Origin of the sequence: Leptospira dzoumogneensis (assembly GCF_004770895.1) — a bacterium.
GTDB classification, from domain to species: Bacteria; Spirochaetota; Leptospiria; order Leptospirales; family Leptospiraceae; genus Leptospira_B; species Leptospira_B dzoumogneensis.
In genome coordinates, this window is record NZ_RQHS01000012.1 from 1 (window position 1) to 20,933 (window position 20,933).

At 36.0% G+C, this 20,933-nt stretch carries 15 protein-coding genes; 14 read left to right on the plus strand and 1 reads right to left on the minus strand.

All coding sequences use genetic code 11. The annotated features are described in order from the left end of the window. Positions 1–241 precede the first annotated feature (241 nt). The 7 genes from EHR06_RS07745 to EHR06_RS07785 all read left to right on the plus strand — a co-directional run bounded on the left by EHR06_RS07745 (position 242) and on the right by EHR06_RS07785 (position 10,355). A complete protein-coding gene (locus EHR06_RS07745; RefSeq protein WP_135756471.1) occupies positions 242–1,408 on the plus strand; it encodes a DUF6161 domain-containing protein in 1,167 nt (388 codons plus the stop codon). 171 nt (positions 1,409–1,579) lie between these two features. Continuing rightward, the gene (locus EHR06_RS07750; protein ID WP_135756472.1) at positions 1,580–2,533 is read left to right on the plus strand and encodes a DUF2971 domain-containing protein; all 954 of its coding nucleotides are present in this window, start codon (positions 1,580–1,582) and stop codon (positions 2,531–2,533) included. 788 nt (positions 2,534–3,321) lie between these two features. Further along, complete coding sequence (locus tag EHR06_RS07755; RefSeq protein ID WP_135756473.1) at positions 3,322–3,603, plus strand: BrnT family toxin; 282 nt, start codon at positions 3,322–3,324, stop codon at positions 3,601–3,603. Positions 3,604–4,808: 1,205 nt separating this feature from the next. Further along, the gene (locus EHR06_RS07765; protein WP_135756475.1) at positions 4,809–5,516 is read left to right on the plus strand and encodes a hypothetical protein; all 708 of its coding nucleotides are present in this window, start codon (positions 4,809–4,811) and stop codon (positions 5,514–5,516) included. A gap of 3 nt (positions 5,517–5,519) precedes the next feature. Next, the gene (locus EHR06_RS07770; protein ID WP_135756476.1) at positions 5,520–5,957 is read left to right on the plus strand and encodes a hypothetical protein; all 438 of its coding nucleotides are present in this window, start codon (positions 5,520–5,522) and stop codon (positions 5,955–5,957) included. 652 nt (positions 5,958–6,609) lie between these two features. Next, positions 6,610–8,502, plus strand: coding sequence for an AAA family ATPase (locus tag EHR06_RS07780; protein WP_135756478.1), 1,893 nt, complete (start codon positions 6,610–6,612; stop codon positions 8,500–8,502). 5 nt (positions 8,503–8,507) lie between these two features. Next, positions 8,508–10,355 carry a phosphotransferase gene (locus EHR06_RS07785; RefSeq protein WP_135756479.1) on the plus strand — a complete coding sequence of 616 codons (1,848 nt, stop codon included), beginning with the start codon at positions 8,508–8,510 and terminating at the stop codon, positions 10,353–10,355. A gap of 139 nt (positions 10,356–10,494) precedes the next feature. On the opposite strand, the gene EHR06_RS07790 is transcribed toward EHR06_RS07785, so the two are convergent. After that, positions 10,495–10,854, minus strand: a complete 360-nt coding sequence (locus tag EHR06_RS07790) for a helix-turn-helix domain-containing protein (protein WP_244288542.1) — start codon at positions 10,852–10,854, stop codon at positions 10,495–10,497. A gap of 93 nt (positions 10,855–10,947) precedes the next feature. Here EHR06_RS07790 and EHR06_RS07795 point away from each other — a divergent pair, with 93 nt between their 5' ends. From EHR06_RS07795 to EHR06_RS07825, 7 genes are all read left to right on the plus strand, one after another. Further along, positions 10,948–11,361 (plus strand): helix-turn-helix domain-containing protein, encoded by a 414-nt coding sequence (locus EHR06_RS07795; protein ID WP_135756480.1) that lies wholly within the window; start codon positions 10,948–10,950, stop codon positions 11,359–11,361. Positions 11,362–11,807: 446 nt separating this feature from the next. Further along, positions 11,808–12,746, plus strand: a complete 939-nt coding sequence (locus tag EHR06_RS07800; RefSeq protein WP_135756481.1) for a hypothetical protein — start codon at positions 11,808–11,810, stop codon at positions 12,744–12,746. 191 nt (positions 12,747–12,937) lie between these two features. Continuing rightward, positions 12,938–13,741, plus strand: a complete 804-nt coding sequence (locus EHR06_RS07805) for a YARHG domain-containing protein (RefSeq protein WP_135756482.1) — start codon at positions 12,938–12,940, stop codon at positions 13,739–13,741. A gap of 192 nt (positions 13,742–13,933) precedes the next feature. Next, positions 13,934–14,785 carry a hypothetical protein gene (locus EHR06_RS07810; RefSeq protein WP_135756483.1) on the plus strand — a complete coding sequence of 284 codons (852 nt, stop codon included), beginning with the start codon at positions 13,934–13,936 and terminating at the stop codon, positions 14,783–14,785. Positions 14,786–15,654: 869 nt separating this feature from the next. Further along, positions 15,655–16,377 carry a hypothetical protein gene (locus EHR06_RS07815; protein ID WP_135756484.1) on the plus strand — a complete coding sequence of 241 codons (723 nt, stop codon included), beginning with the start codon at positions 15,655–15,657 and terminating at the stop codon, positions 16,375–16,377. Positions 16,378–17,813: 1,436 nt separating this feature from the next. Then, the gene (locus EHR06_RS07820; protein WP_135756485.1) at positions 17,814–19,517 is read left to right on the plus strand and encodes an ATP-dependent nuclease; all 1,704 of its coding nucleotides are present in this window, start codon (positions 17,814–17,816) and stop codon (positions 19,515–19,517) included. Between the two features lie 168 nt (positions 19,518–19,685). Next, positions 19,686–20,711 (plus strand): hypothetical protein, encoded by a 1,026-nt coding sequence (locus EHR06_RS07825; RefSeq protein WP_135756486.1) that lies wholly within the window; start codon positions 19,686–19,688, stop codon positions 20,709–20,711. The last annotated feature ends 222 nt before the right edge of the window (positions 20,712–20,933 follow it).

A 20,933-nucleotide genomic window follows, 5' to 3' on the forward strand; every position in this document is an offset into this window, starting at 1 on the left:
TTTTTCTTCAAATGATTTGCGAGTTATTAAAGAATTAATAAATAGCAGCCCATAGAAAAGCGTTACTACGCCTAACTATCGGTGCTTCCGCTACGCTTCGAGATCGCTTACGCGACTCTCGCTCGGGCTATGCCACATTTTGCTTTGTCACTCGTCTTGCTAAGCAAGCCTCGCGCCAAGTCCTTCGGACGCGCAAAACGTCGGAACACCTTGGACGTTAGACGAAAGTCAGGAAAATTTTATGGATTACGAAAAAATAAAAGACTATTTTAATTCGAATGAATGGGAATTCGCAACCTTTCTCGATAATAGTAAACTTGTATTTCGCAAATTTGAGGATTTGGAATCTTTCATAAGGAAGGAGCGTACGGCTTGGTCATATTTTGAGTCAGGAAGGCTTAGTGAAATATGGAACTTTTATAGCAGTCTCGAAAACGGAATTAACGCGATAAGCCAATATATTATTCAAAATAGATTCGATATGGTTCAGAGCCAATTATCAAATATACGTAATCAACTTTTATCTCCTTCTTATCAAAAGATTGTTTCAACTTCGAAACTTGGGTCATTTTTGTTTACGTTTGATAAAACTGACCACTATGGCATGAGCGGTGCTATAGATTGCTTAACTGGTATCTTTAATGGGTCTTCAAAAGAATATTTTTTCGGTTACCTTAAAACTTTATTTTTTCTTAATCCAAAGATTCTTAATGAAAAGTTTGACGAGGTGTTAAAAAAATATGACGCGAATTACATTCATTTTCAAGAATTAATTACTAAATATAGATTGGAAAGCACAAAGGAACTTTCAGAATTCAAAAAAGATATTCAATCGAATAAAGATAACTATGCTGCTGAATTTACTAAATTTAAATCTGATGTAAATCAGGCAAAAGAAGTCGAAGTCGGCAAATTCGTTGATTTGCGAAAACTTTATGAAGAAAAAATCCGAATAGAGGGTCCTGCAGCATATTGGCAGGAACTTGAAACGCATTATGAAAAAAAGGGAAAACTCTGGAGATGTTGGGCAGTTTGGGTCTCTACTTTATCTGTCGGTTTTCTTACCTTTATATTTTTCTTCTATCCGGAAAAGTATCTAAATGCGCAAAATGGGTTTAGCTTGGATGGTTTAAAAGGGACCTTGCTGCTCGGAGTTATTATTTCGATTTTGATATACTTGGTCCGATTCTTTATTAAGCTTTCCTTAAGTAGTTATCATCTCTCTTTAGATGCAAAGGAAAGATATCAACTTAGTCATTTCTATCTATCTCTTATCAAAGAAGGGACCTTACAGAAGGAGGAAAGAAACTTGATTATTCAATCTTTGTTTGGAAGAGCCGATACTGGTCTACTGCAAGGTGAAAGTGCTCCTACTTTGCCAATAGATATCGGAATTTTTAAAAAATAGTATACGTCCTGACCTTCGTCTAACTTTCGGTGCTTCCGCTACGCTCGGAGATCGCTATCGCGACTCACTCGCTCGGGCTACGCCACATTTGCTTCTGTCACTTCGTTTGCATGAGCAAACTCGTGCCATTGCAAACGTCGGAACACCTTGGTCGTTAGGCGCAATCAAATTATGGAATTAGATCTTCATAAACAATTGTACAGAATTATTGCTCATGAAGATAGTTTTTCATTGGGTACAAAATACTTTGAATTTATAAATAATAAGGGTTATATATCGAAGGGGAAATATTATCATTATACGACTTTAGATACATTTAAGTTGATTCTAAAATCTGAATCTCTCTTGTTTAGTAATATCAGCACGATGAATGATCCGTATGAATTCTCTTACGGATTACATTTGGCTAAAAATGTGCTAAAAGATGTGTATAAAGATACTTCAATAGGAACCGCGAATCGAGCTATATATAAAGGCTTGTTGGATCTGATTGATATGGAACTTGTTAAGGTTAAGAAATCCTTCTACACTGTATCGTTTTCAAATATGCCTGACTCTCTGCCACAGTGGATTGCTTATGGTGATGGTGGCGGAGGAGTCAGTATTGGAATCACGCCGAATACACGATCATTCATAAACTTGGATAAGCTGATATTCAATAAAGTAATATATAATCGTGAAATTCAGTCAGAATTAATCGATTATTCTCTAAATTTCTTTGAGAAGTACATTAGGGGATTTAGCTTAACTTCCTTTTTCGCAGAATTACAAGCAGATATTTATGTTAGTAGAAAGAAATTATATACAAAGTATAATTTTGAATCTTTTTCAAAGGAATTACTTAGTAAATTATCGATATTGCTAAATTATATGAAGATAGATCATTACTCACACGAAAATGAGTTCCGATGGTTATTGAAAACTGAAGCTATTCCTAAAAGTTATGGTCTCAAAAGTGGTTTTCTTAGTAAAGATATAACTGGGAAGAGACTTCCAATAAAAGAAATAGTGTTAGGGCCAAAAATTGCTAATTCGACACTCTATTGGAAAGAAATTGAGAGGCTCCTAAAGAAGAGTGGATATAGCGATGTAAAGATTAAGTTTTCGAAAATCCCTTTTCGATAATAATTTGACTGCGCCTAACTATCGGTGCTTCCGCTCCGCTCGGAGATCGCTAACGCGACTCACTCGCTCGGGCTTCGCCACATTTGCTTCTGTCACTTCGCTTGCAAAGCAAACTCGTGCCGTTGCGAACGTCGGAGCACCTTGGTCGTTATGCGCAATCGCCTAAAATTATTTTATTTATAAAGAACAAAATTTGCAGAACTTCTTAGGGATTTTTGGTTTCACGAGTTTGTTTTGAAATTCGATGCATTTGCTTAATCAGAAGAATTAATCAGTAAATGGACTTTTTTTACTTACTAAATTTTCCTTATGTTCAAGACTCTCTTGACCTTGCAGATTTTTTCATTTGAAGCTTTAGGTGCGGATGATAGCTTATTGTTTTGAGCTAGTGCGGCGTGCTATGATAGTGGTTAGGCAAGTATCTGTGTGTGAAATTTGCTGTTTAATCCGGGATCCATTTTGGGATACTTTTTGACCTTCTGTATTACAATAGGCGACTCCGCATAACTTACGGTGCTTCCGCTCCGTTCGTGGATCGCTAACGCGACCACTCACTCGGGCTACGCCACATTTGCTTCTGTCACTCGTCTTGCAAAGCAAGCCTCGCGCCATCGCAAACGTCGGAACACCTTGGTCGTTAGGCGAACAGCTCTGCACGACATTCTTTTTAAGTTTTGCGGGCTTCCGTGCCCGCCTTATCTACGAGTTCTTAATTTTTAAATACACATAAAAATATGCATAATTATATGTATTGACAAAGATTTAGCCAGTGCCTATTCTCTATATAGATGGAGTTTGAATGGGACCCTGCAAAGAACGAAGAAAATCTGCGGAAACATGGACTTGATTTCTTTGAGGCACAACGGGCATTCTTGGACCCAAACAGGGTTATTACTTTAGATGTTACTCATTCTTCTGAATCTGAAAAGAGATATTATTGCTTTGGTCTCATTGATTCGCATGTTTCGACAGTAAGATTTACTGTTAGAAATAACAAGATCAGAATTTTTGGGGCAGGTTATTGGAGACAAGGTAAGAAAGTTTATGAAAAAGAAAATAAAATACACTGATGCGCCAGTATCTATATCATCTTCTATCAAATCTTCCATAGTAGTTGATGATTTTCTACCTCCTCCGAGTAAGCTTGTTTTGAAAGAGGACAATTCCAGAATAACTATAGTCTTAAGTAAAAAGAGCATTTCGTTCTTTAAAAAGGAATCTAAAAGATCTGGTGTGCCTTATCAGACGATGATAAAAAAGGTTCTGGATTTATATACGGAGCATTATGCTCATAAATAATTACTAACGCCATCCGTGGCTTAATTTTGTTGTATTAGCTGCAGAGCCGTCGCCTAACTTACGGTGCTTCCGCTCCGTTCGTGGATCGCTAACGCGACCACTCACTCGGGCTACGCCACATTTGCTTCTGTCACTTCGTTTGCAGGGCAAACTCGCGCCATCGCAAACGTCGGAACACCTTGGTCGTTAGGCGAAACGATTTGAATCTTTTTTAATTATGAAATTAATTTTCTCAAAATATTCAGCTTGCGTATTGGATGCTATTTGTTTGTTTTTGATAGCGATATGCATACGAATATTTTCTGATAAGCTATTTGAAGAGATTAATAATGATTTATTTAATTTTCTATTATTCCTGCTCTTTCCGCTTGTGATTTTCATATTGTTAACGATTCGATTAAACTTCGAAATATTGCCAATCGGCAAATACGCATTTTATTCATTCTTAACTTATTCACTTATTAATTTCATCTTCTTTCTTATTTCTCTTTCATCAGTGATTTATCGATTATTTAATAGAGAAGCTTATGCGAGAATAATAATTGTCTTTTTAATCATTTTATTATTGCTGCTTCTTAACCTAAAGATGATAAGCTCAATTATAGGACTTTATCAGAGGAAGTTAATTTTCTCAGAAGTAAGAATGAATATAAATAAGTATTTTGGATCATTATTGCTGATTAGTTTGGTTTTGGTATTTCTTTCTTTAATTTCTAAAGGCTAAATTTAAAGAAGCTTCCATCAACGTAATGGTATTAGTGATTTAGGGAAGAATCTAAGAGCAAATCGCATCGCCTAACTAACGGTGCTTCCGCTCCGCTCATGGATCGCTAACGCGACCACTCGCTCGGGCTTCGCCACATTTTGCATTGTCACTCCGCTTGCAGTGGCAAGCTCGTGCCAAACGCAAAACGTCGGAACACCTTGGTCGTTATGCGCCATTATCAATAAAAAATTAGAAGGAAAATCATAGAAAATGTACTACAAAATATTTTCAGAAATACGTTTCCCTGCCGCGACAGATTTTTTTGACGTTAAAGGGAAGATGCTAAAAACTTATTGGCCAGAAAGTTTTTCACATTTCCAAATGGATGACAATTCGACTATTCTTAGATTTCATAATGCACAAGATATGACTTTTACGGGTCTGTTCCTTAGTAATGATATATTAGCTATTAGTTTTAAAAATTTTGTTTTCAGCGTTGAGGCCCCTCCTACTGAGAATTATTTTTTGGATAAATATAAAAAACATATCAAAGGATTTACCAAAATTATCGATCTGGGGAAAATAATTCGTTTGGGACTACGTGGTGTATTTTGTATAAATGAAATAGATTTTAAGACGGTTGTTTCGAGGGTAAATAAGGGTAAGATATTTCAGCCAAATCTTATCAACTCACTTGGCGAGGGATTTCAAATAGAAGATTTCGCTATAACATTTCAGCAAAAAGATAGCAGAATTCAAGCAGGACCTATGAAAAAGTCTCAACAGCATCCGAGCTTACTCAATAATTTTGCGTTTATTGATAAGGTCCCTGAAGAATTTCTTTATCTAGATATAGATGTTTCTGTTCGAAATATTGAATTTCAAAAATTAAATTCCCATTTACAAGCTCTATCGAATGATCTTTGGTCAAAGATGGAGGGTTTTAAAAATGAACTGTTAGAGGCTTCTAAGGATTAAAAAATGTCAAAACGTAAACCGATAGACCGCGGTTACAAGCCGTATACTCAATCTGCTTATGAAGATATAATTGATGCGAAAAAGAAAAAACAACAAGATCCTGAAGACGACTTTACGAATAAACCAGGGCATATTCCACGCGATGACGAATACGAACAAGAAGGTTTGTCAACTCCGCTAAAAAAGGATATTTTAGAACGGTTAGCTAGTAGGCAGTCTGTCGTTCTGGCAATTTGGGTGGGTGTAATCTCTGCGTTAGTTTTCTTTATTACAATAAGTTTTTCAATTAACACTTTTCTTGCTGAAGTCAAGAGCTCTATTAATAGCGTCGATTCAAATACTAAGAAGTTAGATTTAGCGATTGAGAAGGTAAATAATAGGTTAGATATGTTAATTGATAAAATATTTTATTCATCAGCCGAAATCAAGAAAAAACAATAACGGCGCATAACTTACGGTGCTTCCGCTCCGTTCGTGGATCGCTAACGCGACCACTCACTCGGGCTTCGCCACATTTGCTTCAGTCACTTCGTTTGCATAAGCAAACTCGTGCCATTGCAAACGTCGGAACACCTTGGTCGTTATCCGACATTCCAGCCAAAATTAGTTTTTTGTTTGTTTTTTAATTTTGAAGTTTTTGTTCGTTAAACTCGAGCATCTGGTAATTTGCAAATAAATTAGCTGCTTTTTCTTAATAGCCGCCATATTTTGAAGTGCATCTTTCGATTCCGGCTTTTCACTCCGTGTGGTCTGTGGTGTTTGATGATAGCGTAGAGAGGCGGACAGAGTTCGTCTTAGTAAATCCTTCAGCTCCGTAGGGTCTGAATTTTTTTAGTAATAGTGGCTGAAACGTCGGATAACTTCCGGTGCCTCCGCTCCGCTCGGAGATCGCTTCGCGACTCGCTCGCTTGGCCTTCGGCACATTCGCTTCCGTCACTTCGTTTGCAAAGCAAACTCGTGCCGTTGCGAACGTCGGAGCACCTTGGTCGTTATCTGCCATGCCGCGCCCCTTTCATTTGAGCGCCTGCCGTCCGTGGCAGGCTACTACTTCATCAAATCGTTTATATTTAAAACTAATTCAAAGAGAAGACAAATGACAATTATAAAATCTATAGAAATAACCGGTTCTCCATTTTTCATTGATTCAAAAATGGAGTTATCTCCAAATTTGAATTGTATAATGGGAGGTAGAGGAACTGGTAAAACTACAATATTAAGTTTTATTAAATCAACAATATATGAGAATTCAGAAAGCGAAAATAATATTTCTAAGATACTAAAAAGCAATCTTGGTACTGGAAAGATCGTAATTGAGATACAAAGTTCTGATAATATCACGTATAGAATAGAAAAATCCTTTAACGATACCCCTCAGCCATACTCAATGCCGGATTTGGAATACGTTGAAATCGAAAAAATACTACAATCAATAGAATGCGATATATATGAGGCAGGAAAAATCGAAGAAATCGGAAGAAGCAGTCTTGATCGATTGAATCTTATAGATAAAAAAATAAAAATTCAAATTTTAGATTGTGAATCAAGAATTGAAAAGATTCAAATAGATTTAGATTCCAATGCACAAGATATAAAAACCGAAAATCGACGTATCGCCCAATTCGACACATTGCTTGAACAATATGTCGGTATAGATAAAGAATTTGAGGCACATAAAGAAAAGCAAGTCGGTGGGTTTACGGAAGATGAGCGTAAGGAATTTGAAGCAGCAGACGCAAAAGAAAAAGTTAGGAAATTAGAAAAAAGGTTCTTAAGTAAAACTATAGATTCCTTAGTTGATATACGAAATTTCAATAGTAGAAGAAAAGAGGAATTTGTTGAGCACCAAGCTGAACTATCTGAAGACGCTAATTTATACTATAATAAAAATATAATAAATAAAGCAATCCAGACGGCGAATGAGGCGAAAGAAGAAGTAATAAAAAGTTATGAATCTCTTGATAGAAATTTACTAAAGTTTCAAGAAAAAATTTCTTTGATGTCGGGCGAATTGGGGAAACTTCACGAATCGCAGCAGGCAGAATTTATAAAACTTAAGCTAAAATACGAGAGCAGTAAGGAGTATATCAACAAATATCAGGAATTATCGAAGAAATTAAACGAACGAGATACTGTAGCAAAAGACAAGAAAGAACATCAGAAAAAAATAAAGAAGATAAAAAAAGAAAGAGCAGAATTATTAAAAAAGTTCGGCGAATTAAAAACTGAAATATATCATGCTCGGCTTGAAATCGTTAACGAATTAAATAAAGAATTTGGCAAAGATATAGTAATCACGCTTACTTATGGAGGTATCACTGACGATTTTCAAGAACATTTAAAGAGTGCCTTACGTGGCTCTAGGATGAGATATAATGAACTAGTTCCTAGGATTGCAGAAAGCTTTGGTAATACGAAATTTGCTGAAATAATTCACAAAAAAGATGCCGAGAGTCTTAAGTCTATTCCCCAAATTGATCAAGCACGAGCAGAAGCTTTAATCGATACCTTATACGAAACTGATGAAATTTATGCAATAGAAAGTCTATATTGCCAGGATTACCCAGAATTCTTGCTAAAAGTAGCTGATGATTCAGATACTAAAGAAGATAACTACAGAAGCACGGACGAGCTCTCTATGGGGCAACGTTGTACAACTATTCTTCCAATAGTTTTTGCCGTATCGAATAACCCACTGTTAATTGATCAACCGGAAGACAATTTGGACAATAAATATATTGCGCAGAGTATTCATAAGTTGATCAGAAGACAGAAATCCGATAGACAACTAGTTTTTATTACTCATAATCCGAACATCCCGGTACTTTCAGATGCTGAAAAGAATATATTCTTAAAGTATGAGAATAGGACAGCTGAAATTGAAGCTTCCGGTAAAATTGATGAAGTAAAAGACCGCATTGTAAATCTTCTTGAAGGTGGTGAGGAAGCCTTTAGACGTAGATCGGAAATATATGGGTTGGATAAATGATTCATATGAAAGAGGTCGATAAGGAAAGAATTAAGACAGAACTAGAAAGTTTGCAAAAAATAGCGTTTGAAGGTACCTCAATAAATATTGGCGCAATAGAGGAAATCTACGATCTATTAAGAAAAATTCCCATAAGTCAAAGAGACCACTTTGAAAAATATTATAACGCTATTAAGAACGACCTCTTCGCGCGTGGCGCTGATATCAAAGGACTTCCCAATAACTACTTTAGAAAGACTGATTCTTCTACTGAAGAAATTAACAAAAAGGAGAAAATTCAAGACAATATATTTGTTTCAGAAGTTAAAGAAAACACAATTAACCGGAAGCCTCTAGATTTTTTAAAAGACTTTGTAGAGAAATGTTCAAAGGATTTTAATAATCTTCGAGAATATTATATATTAAAACTTATTTCTGAAGAATATTCAGAGTTTAAAATACTATTTATTCATGACGGAGATAGTTACTTTCAGTCGTTCAAGAAGAAAGTCGAGGTCCACTTTGGTAATATTGAAATAGAATCAATTTCTAATTGGAAGGATAGAATTGATAAAGGGGATTATGAGGGGTCAAGTTATATAGTGATCCTCTTTTTATCGCACAAGAAAGTTGAACTCATAAATGATATTGTGGCCAGTATCAAAAGTGCGATAATGAGTTTTGACACCTTTAGACATGCGAAGCTTCGCTTTAAAGAGAATTTGCTAAAGCCAGAAATAATTGAGCACAATGATGTGGATGAGTTTATCGATATTTTGAAATGTAATTCTTCCATAATGTTAGTTAATTCAGAATTATCTAATGATGAGGTCGGCCTGATAAAAAAGCTCTTTAACTCCGTCGGAGGCGAAAGTTTGGACTATAAGGTAATTAAGTCAGGAAAAAGCGGGGCCAAAGTTCTTGAAGTTAGGCCGAAGAAGTCATATGCGGAAGATTCGGCAAGACGATACGTTGTAAAGTTCGGAAAACGAGATGAAAGTAAGAAGATATCTATCGAGTCAGAAAGATTTGCTAAGCATGTTGAACATTATAGCTTAAAAAATGAATTAACTCAACATTATGATAAAAATACCAATTATGAAGGCATAAAATATACTTACGCATCTAGTGATAACATTCAAGAATCGATTTCATTTTCCGAAATAATTTCGGATGATAAGAATTCCTACTTTGCAGAACTTAACAAAATTACAGAAGAATTATTCGAATCTAAACTATTTGAAATATGGCAAGAATCTGTAGAAGAGGCTAAATTTAAGATAAAAGATGTATATAGTGAATATATAAAAATAGAAAAGTTATACTCTCAGGTAAGAAAAATTAAGAACTTAGATAATTTAGACAAAGACACCTTTATTAATATTTTCGATAAGATTTACAATTTGGAAATAGATTTGAAAACGAAAGTTTGTCACGGTGATTTACATACAGAAAATTTTTTTAAAGATGGAGAGGGGATCTATTTAATAGATTTCGGTTTTACGGACAGAAGGCATGCATTAATTGATCACGTTTCTTTAGAATGTTCGATTAAATTTAGACATATACCTCGATATATTGATCTCAATGTTTTGGAGACATGTGAGCGAGAACTTTTAAATGATTCTTCTTTTAACAGTGCAGCGCCCTTCTCTTCGGTTAGAAAAGATTTACAAGTATATTTTAGTTTGATCAAGACCATTAGGAGTAAGTCATTTAATTTGATGAAGAATAATTCGACATATTTAGAATACTTTGTTTCACTGTTTATTATTACCAGTCGGCAGATTCAATACGACGATTTAAATCAGTTATATGCTTTGAAATCCGCCGAGATAATAGGAAATCATATTTTGGAAATTCTGAGTAAATAGTAATGAAACTATTTAAATCAATTGAAACGGTTCATTACGAGCCGATGTTGCCCGAACGCTTCGCGATCGGGACGCTAAACCCTTAGTAATCTCGCTCCGAATGCCCTCGTTAAAACTGCTTCGCAGATTTTACTCGGGCTTAATCTATCTGTTCAACAAGATCACTTTTGATAAAGGCTGAATAGAAATAGATAGTTGGCTTTCCATAAAGCTTATATAAAACTAAAAACTCATCCATAAATAATCGCCTTTGTCCTAATTCAATTTTAGAAATATGACTTCGACTTCGTTTTAATTTCTTAGCTACTTCAGCTTGAGTAAGCCCAGCTTCCTTCCTTGCGGCTTTCAAAGCTCGATAAAAGAATTCTTTGTCTTTCTTTGAGACTTTCCATTGCGGAAGGGCACTAGCAAACATTGTGACCTCGGAATTTGCTAGCTTTTGGGCATTCGAAGGTCTTAGAATCGGTCTTTTTCTGCTTTGCGTATGAGGTGATGCCATAGAAACTAATTCTGCGCCCGTTTATCGGTAAATACATTGATACACCATAAGTGAATTAATGTCAACGAAAAATAAATTATTAGTGTATTTTTAATGACCTCAAAGAAAACTGAAAAACTAATTGGAAAGAAGGTACAAACAGTTATAGAAGATCATGGTGAAAGCCAGAAAGAAGCAGCTCCTGAGCTAAATATTTCTCCAGCAGGATTGAACAATATTATCCAAGGTAGAGTAGAATCGCTTTCTCAAGCATTTCTAACTACTTTCAAAGAAAGATATAAGGTAAACCTCGACTGGCTTTTAGATGATTCCAAACCTATTAAACCTGTTCTGTATTCTTCTTCTGATGAAGGGCAGGTTTTTCAGATGGATGAGGATAAAGTTTTATTCAGTAAGATCAAAAGCACAAAAGGCGTGAAAGAAATCGTAAAGACACTCTTACAAATTTCACCTGATCAGAGAAAGATCATTGCTGATGTAGCTTCTGAATTTGCAAAAAAGAAGTAATCTTTCAAATCTTAAATAACAATTCTATTGGCATTCCCTAACCGGCTACGCCTTCCGTGGCTTCGCTCGGTTAGACATTAGGGGCGCGGCACAGCAGATAACTTCGGCTTATCGCTTCGCTTCGGGGTTCACTTCGTTCACCCTTGCTCGGGCTTCGCCACATTGGTCTCCGGCACGCTTATTTGCAAAAGCAAAAAGCGCGCCGACGGTAACGCCTGCATAGCAGGCTCACCTACGACCAACGTCGATAAGCCTTGGGTCGTTATGCGTCATTTTTATAAGTCATTTGCAAAATGAATAACTTAAATTTTCTAACAATATTATATACGATTGGAATAGTTTTAATAATAACAATTCCAATCGTATATCTGTTCTTTAGGTTGATGTATTCACAGTTTTCAAGCGCAATAATTGCAGAAGTTCTTAAGGATCAATCACATCGACAGTTGAGCGACGATCTTAAAAATAGTATTTTAGATAATGAAAAAACAATTTCGGAACTAAATTATTCCTATGATCAAGTATCAAGCATCGTGCAAAATGAATATGAGAGATACATCCAGCAATATAAAATCAATAAGAATGCAAGATTACTTCTGGGTTATTATCAGATTATGTTCATGCATTTTTTTAGGATAGTTACTCTATTCAATAGAACGAAAAATAGATTTAGAAGAGCCGAAAATATTAAGTTCGAAGAAGTAAATGATGGCATATCCTTAATCTTGAAAGAACTCAAACTCGATTTTCCTCATTTTATGAGGACAATAAGATCAGTTCGTCGATATGACCGGTCTATAAGGGGCAGTGATACAACCTTCGAGAATATACTTGTTGAAAAACTCTATTTAGATACTTATACAAACCTTGAAGTGTATTTGCAAAATATCGCATCAATATTACTCAGTTGCTTCCCAGTATATTTGACTAAAACTGAGTTAAAGCTAAAAGTAGAGAATGTATTTCGCGATGATGTTGAAAATATTCAAGATCTAAAAAGCTTCATTATCCAAGAAGAAATATCTTCGATTTTTCATTCCAAAAATATTGCAGATGTCGTTCTTCTGCTTTTGAAGAAGTTTAAGATTGATTTTCAAAATGAATACGGGAACAGTTTAAATGAATTGTTCTTTTACTCAAAGATTAGAAATCATATAATTCATTCTACTGGTCTTATTAATAAAAAGTTTTTAGCTGATTTAAGCTCTAGAAAAATTGATCATGAATTAGCGGAAGGTGAAAACTTGAAGACTATTTTAAAATCAAAAATCGAAGTCTTTGCAGATGTTTCGCATCATATAATGCGAACTACAAATTCGTTAGTTTATAAAGATCTTCATAGAATGTATAACCATAATCGATCAAATAATAAAAACGACGCATAACTGTCGGTGCTTCCACTCCGCTCGTGGATCGCTAACGCGACCACTCGCTCGGGCTACGCCACATTCGCGTCCGTCACTGCACTTGCTTGAGCAAGTTCGTGCCGTTGCGAACGTCGGAACACCTTGGTCGTTATGCGACAGTCCAAAAATCGACAGGAAACGTTAAATATATAGGGCAAGATGTAAAAAGTATGATTAGATTATTTATTAGTATAGTTGCTTTCATATCGACGATTAGTTGTTCTCAAGAAAATGAAAAATTTGACTCAATTTTCAAATTGATCCTGTCTGATAAAGTAATTTCAGAAAGTGACTTATCGAGCTACACGAAATCTTCTGATCTTCGAATAATTAGAAATTCAATTTTTGCAAAACATGGCTATATATTTAAGTCTGATGAACTCAAAGATTTTTTTGCAAAGAAATCGTGGTATAAAGTTAGATTTCATAATGTGGATAACTTGCTATCTCAAAACGATAAGAGAAACATAGAGTTAATTTCCTATAAAGAATCAAATTCGGAGATTCAAGAATTTATAGCAGTTGATGCTGACGTTAAACCTTCCCAAAAAGATGAAATGTACTTCGGATTTTGGCATGACTCTCCTGTTGTCGCTTCGGGTTGGGGCGATACGCTATCGTTGTTTCCAAATGGAAAGATAATTACTAGATTTAATACGATGGATTGTGCAAAACGAGTGATGGCATATGCCGGGTCGTGGGTAATCGAAAAAAATATTCTTATCATAAGGTATTCTCTCAAACAACATATTGAAGGCGGAGAATTCGAAACTGCTTCTGGCTCTTGCGGTTCTGATAAAGAGTTGGTCAATGGACAAGTTAAAGTATTAAAATTAAGTCCTAGCATGAAAGTTGAATATAAAGTATCTAGTGTGTCAATTGATAATAATGATTATTCCCTTCAGGGTTTGCCGGTCATTTCTGTTGAAGATGCGAGATATTGGAAATTGAATGACAATCCGAATTATTACTAAATAACTTTGGACCGTCGCATAACTGTCGGTGCTTCCGCTCCGCTCGTGGATCGCTACGCGACCACTCGCTCGGGCTTCGCCACATTTGCTTCTGTCACTCGCCTTGCAGTGGCAAGTCTCGCGCCATCGCAAACGTCGGAACACCTTGGTCGTTAAGCGAAAGCGTCATTAAACTTATTTAAAGTATAAAATATGAGCACAACACAATATTTTTATATCGATCCGAAAGTGTTTTTAAATCTCCCAGGGTTGTTCGCCTCAAAAAGAAGTGGTGTTCAGCTTGTTTTTAATGAACCTGCTTATGGATATGTTCGTTATTTGGAATTGGAAGGCTATATTCCTTCAGGATTTTCGAATTTTATTCAGAAATCAATTCAAGATAGAATCATAATCTATACTGATGACATATTGAATCTGCGACCGTATTCCGACTCGGAATATATTCAATTTTTTCCCTTGTCGATTGCTAAATCAAAAAGCAATTATCCTGGCATTACGCTGGTTACAGACGATTCGATATTCAATGACCATCTACCGCTGTATAATATAAAGACAATCGGGTCAAAGGAGTTTAGTAAGAAATTTCTAGACAACGAAATTGAAGGACCAAGAAATAATGAAAAAGAAAGTATCGATTTATCAAGGAAAAAATCGATCGGTTCAAAGTTAACTTTTCTATATGGGTTATTGGTAGGAATATTTTTTGGATTTTCTATGTTCATTTATCATTGGATTATCCTTAATGTAAATAGGATTGTTCTGATATTATGCGCATTGTTACTTTCATATTTAATGTTCGTCTTAAGAGATCGCAAAAGAAGGGCTTACGGTGTTGCTGAAGTAGTCGTTGGTTTTTCGACGATTCTCACTTCCTTTCAATCTATATCGGATATTAATGCATCTACAAGTTCAGTTTTATCTGCGTTAGCAGGAATTTATGTCATAATACGAGGACTTGACAATATTGATGGAACAATGAAATATTCGAGTCTAAATTCGTTTTGGAATTGTTTCTTTTTCCGAAAGAAAAAAGTGCAAGAATGACGCCATCGCTTAACTGACGGCTCTGACGCTTCGCTTCGAGATTGCTGCGCAACTCTCGCTCAGCCTTCGGCAAATCGCCTCGGTAACTCAAATTGCAGAGCAATTTTCGTTCCCGTCTTCACTTCGCTCAGCACGGCGACTTCGTCAAGCCTTGGTCGTTATGCGCAATGCGGCTACGAAGGACTTGACGCTTTAACAATACTCATCTGATACTATGCAATTTATAAGGTGGCAATCTGAGATGCAGTTAGTAAAGATTCTATTGAGTACTTTGGCCTACTTTGTTTCAAGCTTTCTCATACAGGGGGTTCTTGCTGCTATAATTGCTTCAGATTATTTTAGTAATATCCCAGTATTCCGGATTGAGCCAATATTTTTATTTGAGTATGGGCTCTACTTTTCTAAGCGGAATTGGTTTCACTGCTCTTTTCCCAATCACCCATTTTACAGGTTCATGGGTGATTAAGGGACTAAAATATGGACTTCTTACTGCTCTTATTATAGTTCCATTTATTGCGTTCGATTTGCCTGGTCGTTTTGCAATACCAAGCACTGAAAAATGGATTCTTATTCAGGGTTTATTAGGCCTAACACATTCCTGTGTCGCAGGAGTTTTAACCAGCTTGGTTTATAGAAATAATTGAATGGATGGTTAGTATCGGCTCCATATAGCGAGCCGCACTTCGCATAACTGTCGGTGCTTCCGCTCCGCTCGTGGATCGCTAACGCGACCACTCGCTCGGGCTACGCCACATTCGCGTCCGTCACTGCACTTGCTTGCGCAAGTTCGTGCCGTTGCGAACGTCGGAACACCTTGGTCGTTATACGCCATAAACAAAATATTTATTAGAGTGATGGAAGGACTCGTTTTGAAGAGCAGAGAAAAAATTATAGAAGAAATCAACAATTTAACTATTACTGCTGCAGAAATAGAAGAATTAATCGAAATAGAAAATACAAAATTCATTTTTGCATATCAAACTTGGTATTCCTCGGCTCTAAAAGTAGTAGAGTTACTTGCACCCGATAGATACGATGAATTCAGATCTTATTATGAAATAGATCCGAATAGAAAGACATTTGGTTACGGCACTTATGTAATTCAAGATTTCATTAAAAATATCGTACCTGCAAAGATAGCAAATTTTGATTTCATCTTGCGAACAAAAAATAATTTTAATAATCAACATGCAATACTTCTATCTATCAAAAAAAGAGCAAATTCTATTATAGATAATATTAATTTAGCTCTCTTAAGTGAGTTACAAGATGAGGAATTAGAAAATGCCAGAAAAATATTACTGGTAAGTCCTAGGGCAGCAGGGGCATTAGCTGGAGTAATAATAGAATATCATCTACAAAAAGTTACAGAAAAAAATAATATCGAAATTAAGAAGAAAAATCCAACCATAAGTGACTTAAACGATCCTTTAAAAAATCAAGGTATTTATGATACCGCGTCGTGGAGAAAAATTTCATATCTTGCCGATATAAGAAATCTTTGCTCACATAAAAAGGAAATTGAGCCTACGAAAGAACAAGTTGGAGAACTCATTGATGGTGCAAATTGGCTAATAAAAAACATTCAATAAGTTTGTTTACGGCGTATAACTATCGGCTCTGACGCTGCGCTACGGGATGCTTCGCACCCTTGCTTGGCCTCCGGCACATTTCGCTTTGTCACTCGCCTTGCAGGAGCAAGTCTCGCGCCAAGTGCTTCGCACTCGCGAAACGTCGTCAAGCCTTGGTCGTTAGACGCCATATTCTTCAATAAAATCTATTAAGGGAAAAATGCTCAAAATGGAAAACGCGTTTAATAAATGGGATTTAAACATTTACCTAACTTATATGAGAAGTGATTCAGCCTCTTCGGATGCTTCAATAGTCGCCAATTTATTTCTTGTATTATCTAGTATACTTTATGCTACCACTCTGAATTCACTTGGAAGATATAAATTGTTCGAAACTCATCGAATTTTTTCTCTAAATTTTTCAGGTAAATCGTTCTTAAGATTTTTAGTAGGAAATATTATGAATTTTGTAGGAATTGTAGTCCTGATTACAGGGTTATTATTTTTCTTAAAATTGAAAACATCTTTTGGAAATCTTTTCGCAGCGTGCATATGGGCGTTCTCTATTTTTTCTATTCCGAGGTTTATTCACGCTATTTGCGCTACGTCTTTATTAAACACTTTCTATGGCGAGACTTTAGCTCAAGAAGTGAGACGGAGATATGATAGACAACATTCTGGTACTTTCTTATCTCATTTTATACCAGCCTTTCTGTATTTACCTGGTCTTCCTCTTCTCTCAATACTCATTTCAAGTTAAAGAATACGGCGTCTAACTATCGGTTCTGACGCAGCGCTTCGAGATCGCTACGCGACTCTTGCTTGGCCTTCGGCACGTTCCGCTTTGTCACTCGTCTTGCGAAGCAAGCCTCGCGCCAAGTGTTTCGCACGTGCGGAACGTCGTCAAACCTTGGTCGTTATGCGCAATCGCCTAAAATTATTTTATTTATAAAGAACAAAATTTGCAGAACTTCTTAGGGATTTTTGGTTTCACGAGTTTGTTTTGAAATTCGATGCTTTTGCTTAATGAGAAGAATTAATCAGTAAATGGACTTTTTTTACTTACTAAATTTTCCTTATGTTCAAGACTCTCTTGACCTTGCAGATTTTTTATTTGAAGCTTTAGGTGTAGATGATAGCTTATTGTTTTGAGCTAGCGTGGCGCGCTATTATAGTGGTTAGGCAAGTATCTATGAGTGAAATTCTGACGTTTAATCGAAGATCCATTTTGCGATACTTTTTTACCTTCTGTATTACAATAGGCGACTCCGCATAACTGTCGGTGCTTCCGCTCCGCTCGTGGATCGCTAGCGCGACCACTCGCTCGGGCTACGCCACATTTCGCTTTGTCACTCGTCTTGCATAGCAAGCCTCGCGCCAAGTGCTTACGCACATGCGAAACGTCGGAACACCTTGGTCGTTATGCGACATGACTGAATGTCTTATATGAGATTAATATGTTGATAAAGAAAATTGGAATTGAAAATTTTGGATGTTATAGAAAGGAAACTAAGTTTGCTTTTAACGACGGATCTTTCCTTATAGGTGCAAATAATTCAGGGAAGTCTTTTGTTTTAAAGGCAATTGAAGTATTCTTTGACAGTGATAAATTTAATTCTGACTTAATAAATAAATCCGAGTATACAAATAAAGGAAAGAACTATAATAAATCACGAATTGAAATTGAATTTAATTTGGGAAAAATTAAATCCGATGCCTTAAAGAAAAGGTTAAGAGATCTTCTCGGTAAAAACGAAAAAATCGTAAAAACTTTTACCTTTCGTGAAGTCTCAAAGACAATTTTAATTGAATATACGATACAGAGTAAAAAGTATACTGATGAGAATTTACATGAAGACATTAAGAAACTCTTAGGCTCTATTTCTATCTCCTACATACATCCCCAAGAAGGTAGAGAGATTCTACTCAATGCTCAAGCAAAATTAAAGGAGCGTTTGCTTGCAAATTGGGGGAGACATTCATCGATCTCTGAAAGTATTGATCAGCTTAAAAATTCTTGGTTGGAACTCCGCGAAAGAGCGAATTCCTACTTATCAAGTTCGTTAACGGCAAATTTGAAAAACATATGGCCTACTTGTGAAATTAAAATTAACCTCCCGCAAAATATTGAGGAAGTATTGGCCATTTCTGACATAGAGTTTCGAGGAGATCCGACTTTGCCAGAGATAAACATTACTTCTCAGGGGACAGGTGCGCAAACGACTATACTTTTCCAAACTCACTTCCTTTTGGATAGTGATAGAAGCTTGCATCGAGGTGAATATCATCCGGTTTGGCTGTTAGAAGAGCCTGAGTCTTTCTTGCATGCTGATATTACGATAAAACTAGGAAAATTACTCAATTCAAGCGAATGGCTAAAAAATATTCAAATTATTACCACTACACATTCTCCATTGTTGATTGCTACTTCGAATATCAATTCATCAAATATTAGATGGAGCTTATTGGAAAAAGCTGAGATAGTGAAAACGGAAACTTCTGATCGGTGGTCAGAGTCTGATATAAAAGAAATGGGAAAGATGCTTGGCGATTCCAATTTTCTAACATATTTCGAAACTATAAATAAAGATAGCGCATTATTCATTGAAGATACTCGAAAAGAGACTATCGAAATGTATTCGAGTGTGGGTATAGAAATTAAGAAGGCTTTAAATGGAATAGGAGAAGTAAAGAAATATATTGAAGTAATTGAATCATATTCTGACCATCTTAATAGCCCGATTTTTTTCCTTGTTGATTGCGATGAAGGAAAGTCGCAAATAGAAATTTTCCTAAAAAATCAAAAAAGTGAAAGAAAAGGAGTGAAACTATACGAGTATAGAAAAAATCTATTTATAATACTCTTACCCCCCACGTTTGCGATTGAAAACCTTTTCGAAGAATATGATTCGATTGTAAAAAGAGGAATTGCGCATATAGTTGATTCTAATCTTAAACCTGTTCAAGTGGTAGCATCAAATTTCTCTCGAGCCCATGGGCATATGAGAGGTAAAAAATACACAAATGAGCAGGAGGTAATACTAGATCTTAGAAAACAGCAAGATTTTAAAGACTATTTTTGGGCTGAAGTGAAAAAGAATGCTTTAACTATTTCAAATGATTATGTTGAAATTATTAAAGAGTATTTATCTTATCGTTAGTCACGTCGCATAACTGTCGGTGCTTCCGCTACGTTCGTGGATCGCTAACGCGACCACTCACTCGGGCTACGCCACATTTCACTACTGTCACTCGCCTTGCAGAGCAAGTCTCGCGCCAGTGTGAAACGTCGGAACACCTTGGTCGTTAGACGAAACTATCGGAAAATTATGACAAAAAATAAAATCACGTATTATTTAGGCGCGGGTGTGAGTGTTGATACTATTCCAGTAGTGGAAAAGTTTACCGATGATATGGATTCGATTGCTGGCTTAATTGATCATTTTATACACGGCGGTAAAAGCCATTCAGCAAAAGACCCGAATTTGTATTTCAAAGAGGACGGTAAAAGCCGCTATAAGCTATATGAAGATTTGAAATCTCTAAAATCGATTTTAAGCGAACATGCATCCTTTGATACCTATGCAAGAATTCAGTATCTTAGAAAAAACTATCAAGACTTAAAACGGCTTAAGTATATGCTCAGTTTGTATCTAATCTTATTGCAATTAATGAAGAAAACAAACAAGCGATATGAATCGTTCTTAGCTAGTATCGCAGAAGTAGATGATAATAGCAGTAAATTGAGTCTTCCAGAGAACGTAAATTTTATATCCTGGAACTACGATATGCAGCTTGAAAAGGCGATCACTGAATTAATGGGGCACGAGGCTCATAATACTGTTTATCAAATATTAAATGTAATGCCTTCGATATACAATGTCCTTAAAGAAGAAAATCCGTTTCTCATTAAGCTTAATGGGACGGCTTCCTTTCACTATATTTTTGACCAATCGAGAGATTTTGTAGAATATCTATTTTCAAAGAGAAATTTTAACGGTATTAAGGAATTGCTAAATTATTATGAAGATATAATTGCAAATCCCCTAATGAACGCTCCTTTTGCATTTTCTTGGGAAAGAGAAGATTCAATGGTAGAGAGTTGCAGAGAAAAAGCTAAAGAATTGATGTCGCAGACAAATATCTTAGTTACTATTGGTTATTCTTTTCCTGTTTTTAATCGCAAAATTGATCGTGAATTACTCAATATGGGAAAAAATATAACTAAAATCTATGTCCAAAATTTAGATAATTCCGGTATTATTGTTCGACTTTCGAGTTTAATTGATCGGCCAATCGATATAGTCTCAATAACTGACGTTAGCCAATTTTATATTCCATTTGAACTTGTGTAAGATCCGATAGCTTCGTCTAACTGTCGGTGCTTCCGCTCCGCTCGGAGATCGCTAACGCGACTCACTCGCTCGGGCTACGCCACATTTGCTTCTGTCACTCGTCTTGCAGTTGCAAGCCTCGCGCCATTGCAAACGTCGGAACACCTTGGTCGTTATGCGAAATGTGGGGTAAAATTGCCCCCTTTCTCATAAGTACTATTGGTAGTGTTTGCCTTTGATTTC

What these genes read in the sequence shown, in the direction of transcription:
- EHR06_RS07785 (WP_135756479.1), top strand. Translation starts at nt 8,508, where the DNA reads ATGAAAGAGGTCGATAAGGAAAGAATTAAGACAGAACTAGAAAGTTTG.
- EHR06_RS07770 (WP_135756476.1), top strand. Translation starts at nt 5,520, where the DNA reads ATGTCAAAACGTAAACCGATAGACCGCGGTTACAAGCCGTATACTCAA.
- EHR06_RS07745 (WP_135756471.1), top strand. Translation starts at nt 242, where the DNA reads ATGGATTACGAAAAAATAAAAGACTATTTTAATTCGAATGAATGGGAA.
- EHR06_RS07750 (WP_135756472.1), top strand. Translation starts at nt 1,580, where the DNA reads ATGGAATTAGATCTTCATAAACAATTGTACAGAATTATTGCTCATGAA.
- EHR06_RS07825 (WP_135756486.1), top strand. Translation starts at nt 19,686, where the DNA reads ATGACAAAAAATAAAATCACGTATTATTTAGGCGCGGGTGTGAGTGTT.
- EHR06_RS07755 (WP_135756473.1), top strand. Translation starts at nt 3,322, where the DNA reads ATGGAGTTTGAATGGGACCCTGCAAAGAACGAAGAAAATCTGCGGAAA.
- EHR06_RS07820 (WP_135756485.1), top strand. Translation starts at nt 17,814, where the DNA reads ATGTTGATAAAGAAAATTGGAATTGAAAATTTTGGATGTTATAGAAAG.
- EHR06_RS07790 (WP_244288542.1), bottom strand. Translation starts at nt 10,854, where the DNA reads ATGGCATCACCTCATACGCAAAGCAGAAAAAGACCGATTCTAAGACCT.
- EHR06_RS07780 (WP_135756478.1), top strand. Translation starts at nt 6,610, where the DNA reads ATGACAATTATAAAATCTATAGAAATAACCGGTTCTCCATTTTTCATT.
- EHR06_RS07765 (WP_135756475.1), top strand. Translation starts at nt 4,809, where the DNA reads ATGTACTACAAAATATTTTCAGAAATACGTTTCCCTGCCGCGACAGAT.
- EHR06_RS07810 (WP_135756483.1), top strand. Translation starts at nt 13,934, where the DNA reads ATGAGCACAACACAATATTTTTATATCGATCCGAAAGTGTTTTTAAAT.
- EHR06_RS07805 (WP_135756482.1), top strand. Translation starts at nt 12,938, where the DNA reads ATGATTAGATTATTTATTAGTATAGTTGCTTTCATATCGACGATTAGT.
- EHR06_RS07795 (WP_135756480.1), top strand. Translation starts at nt 10,948, where the DNA reads ATGACCTCAAAGAAAACTGAAAAACTAATTGGAAAGAAGGTACAAACA.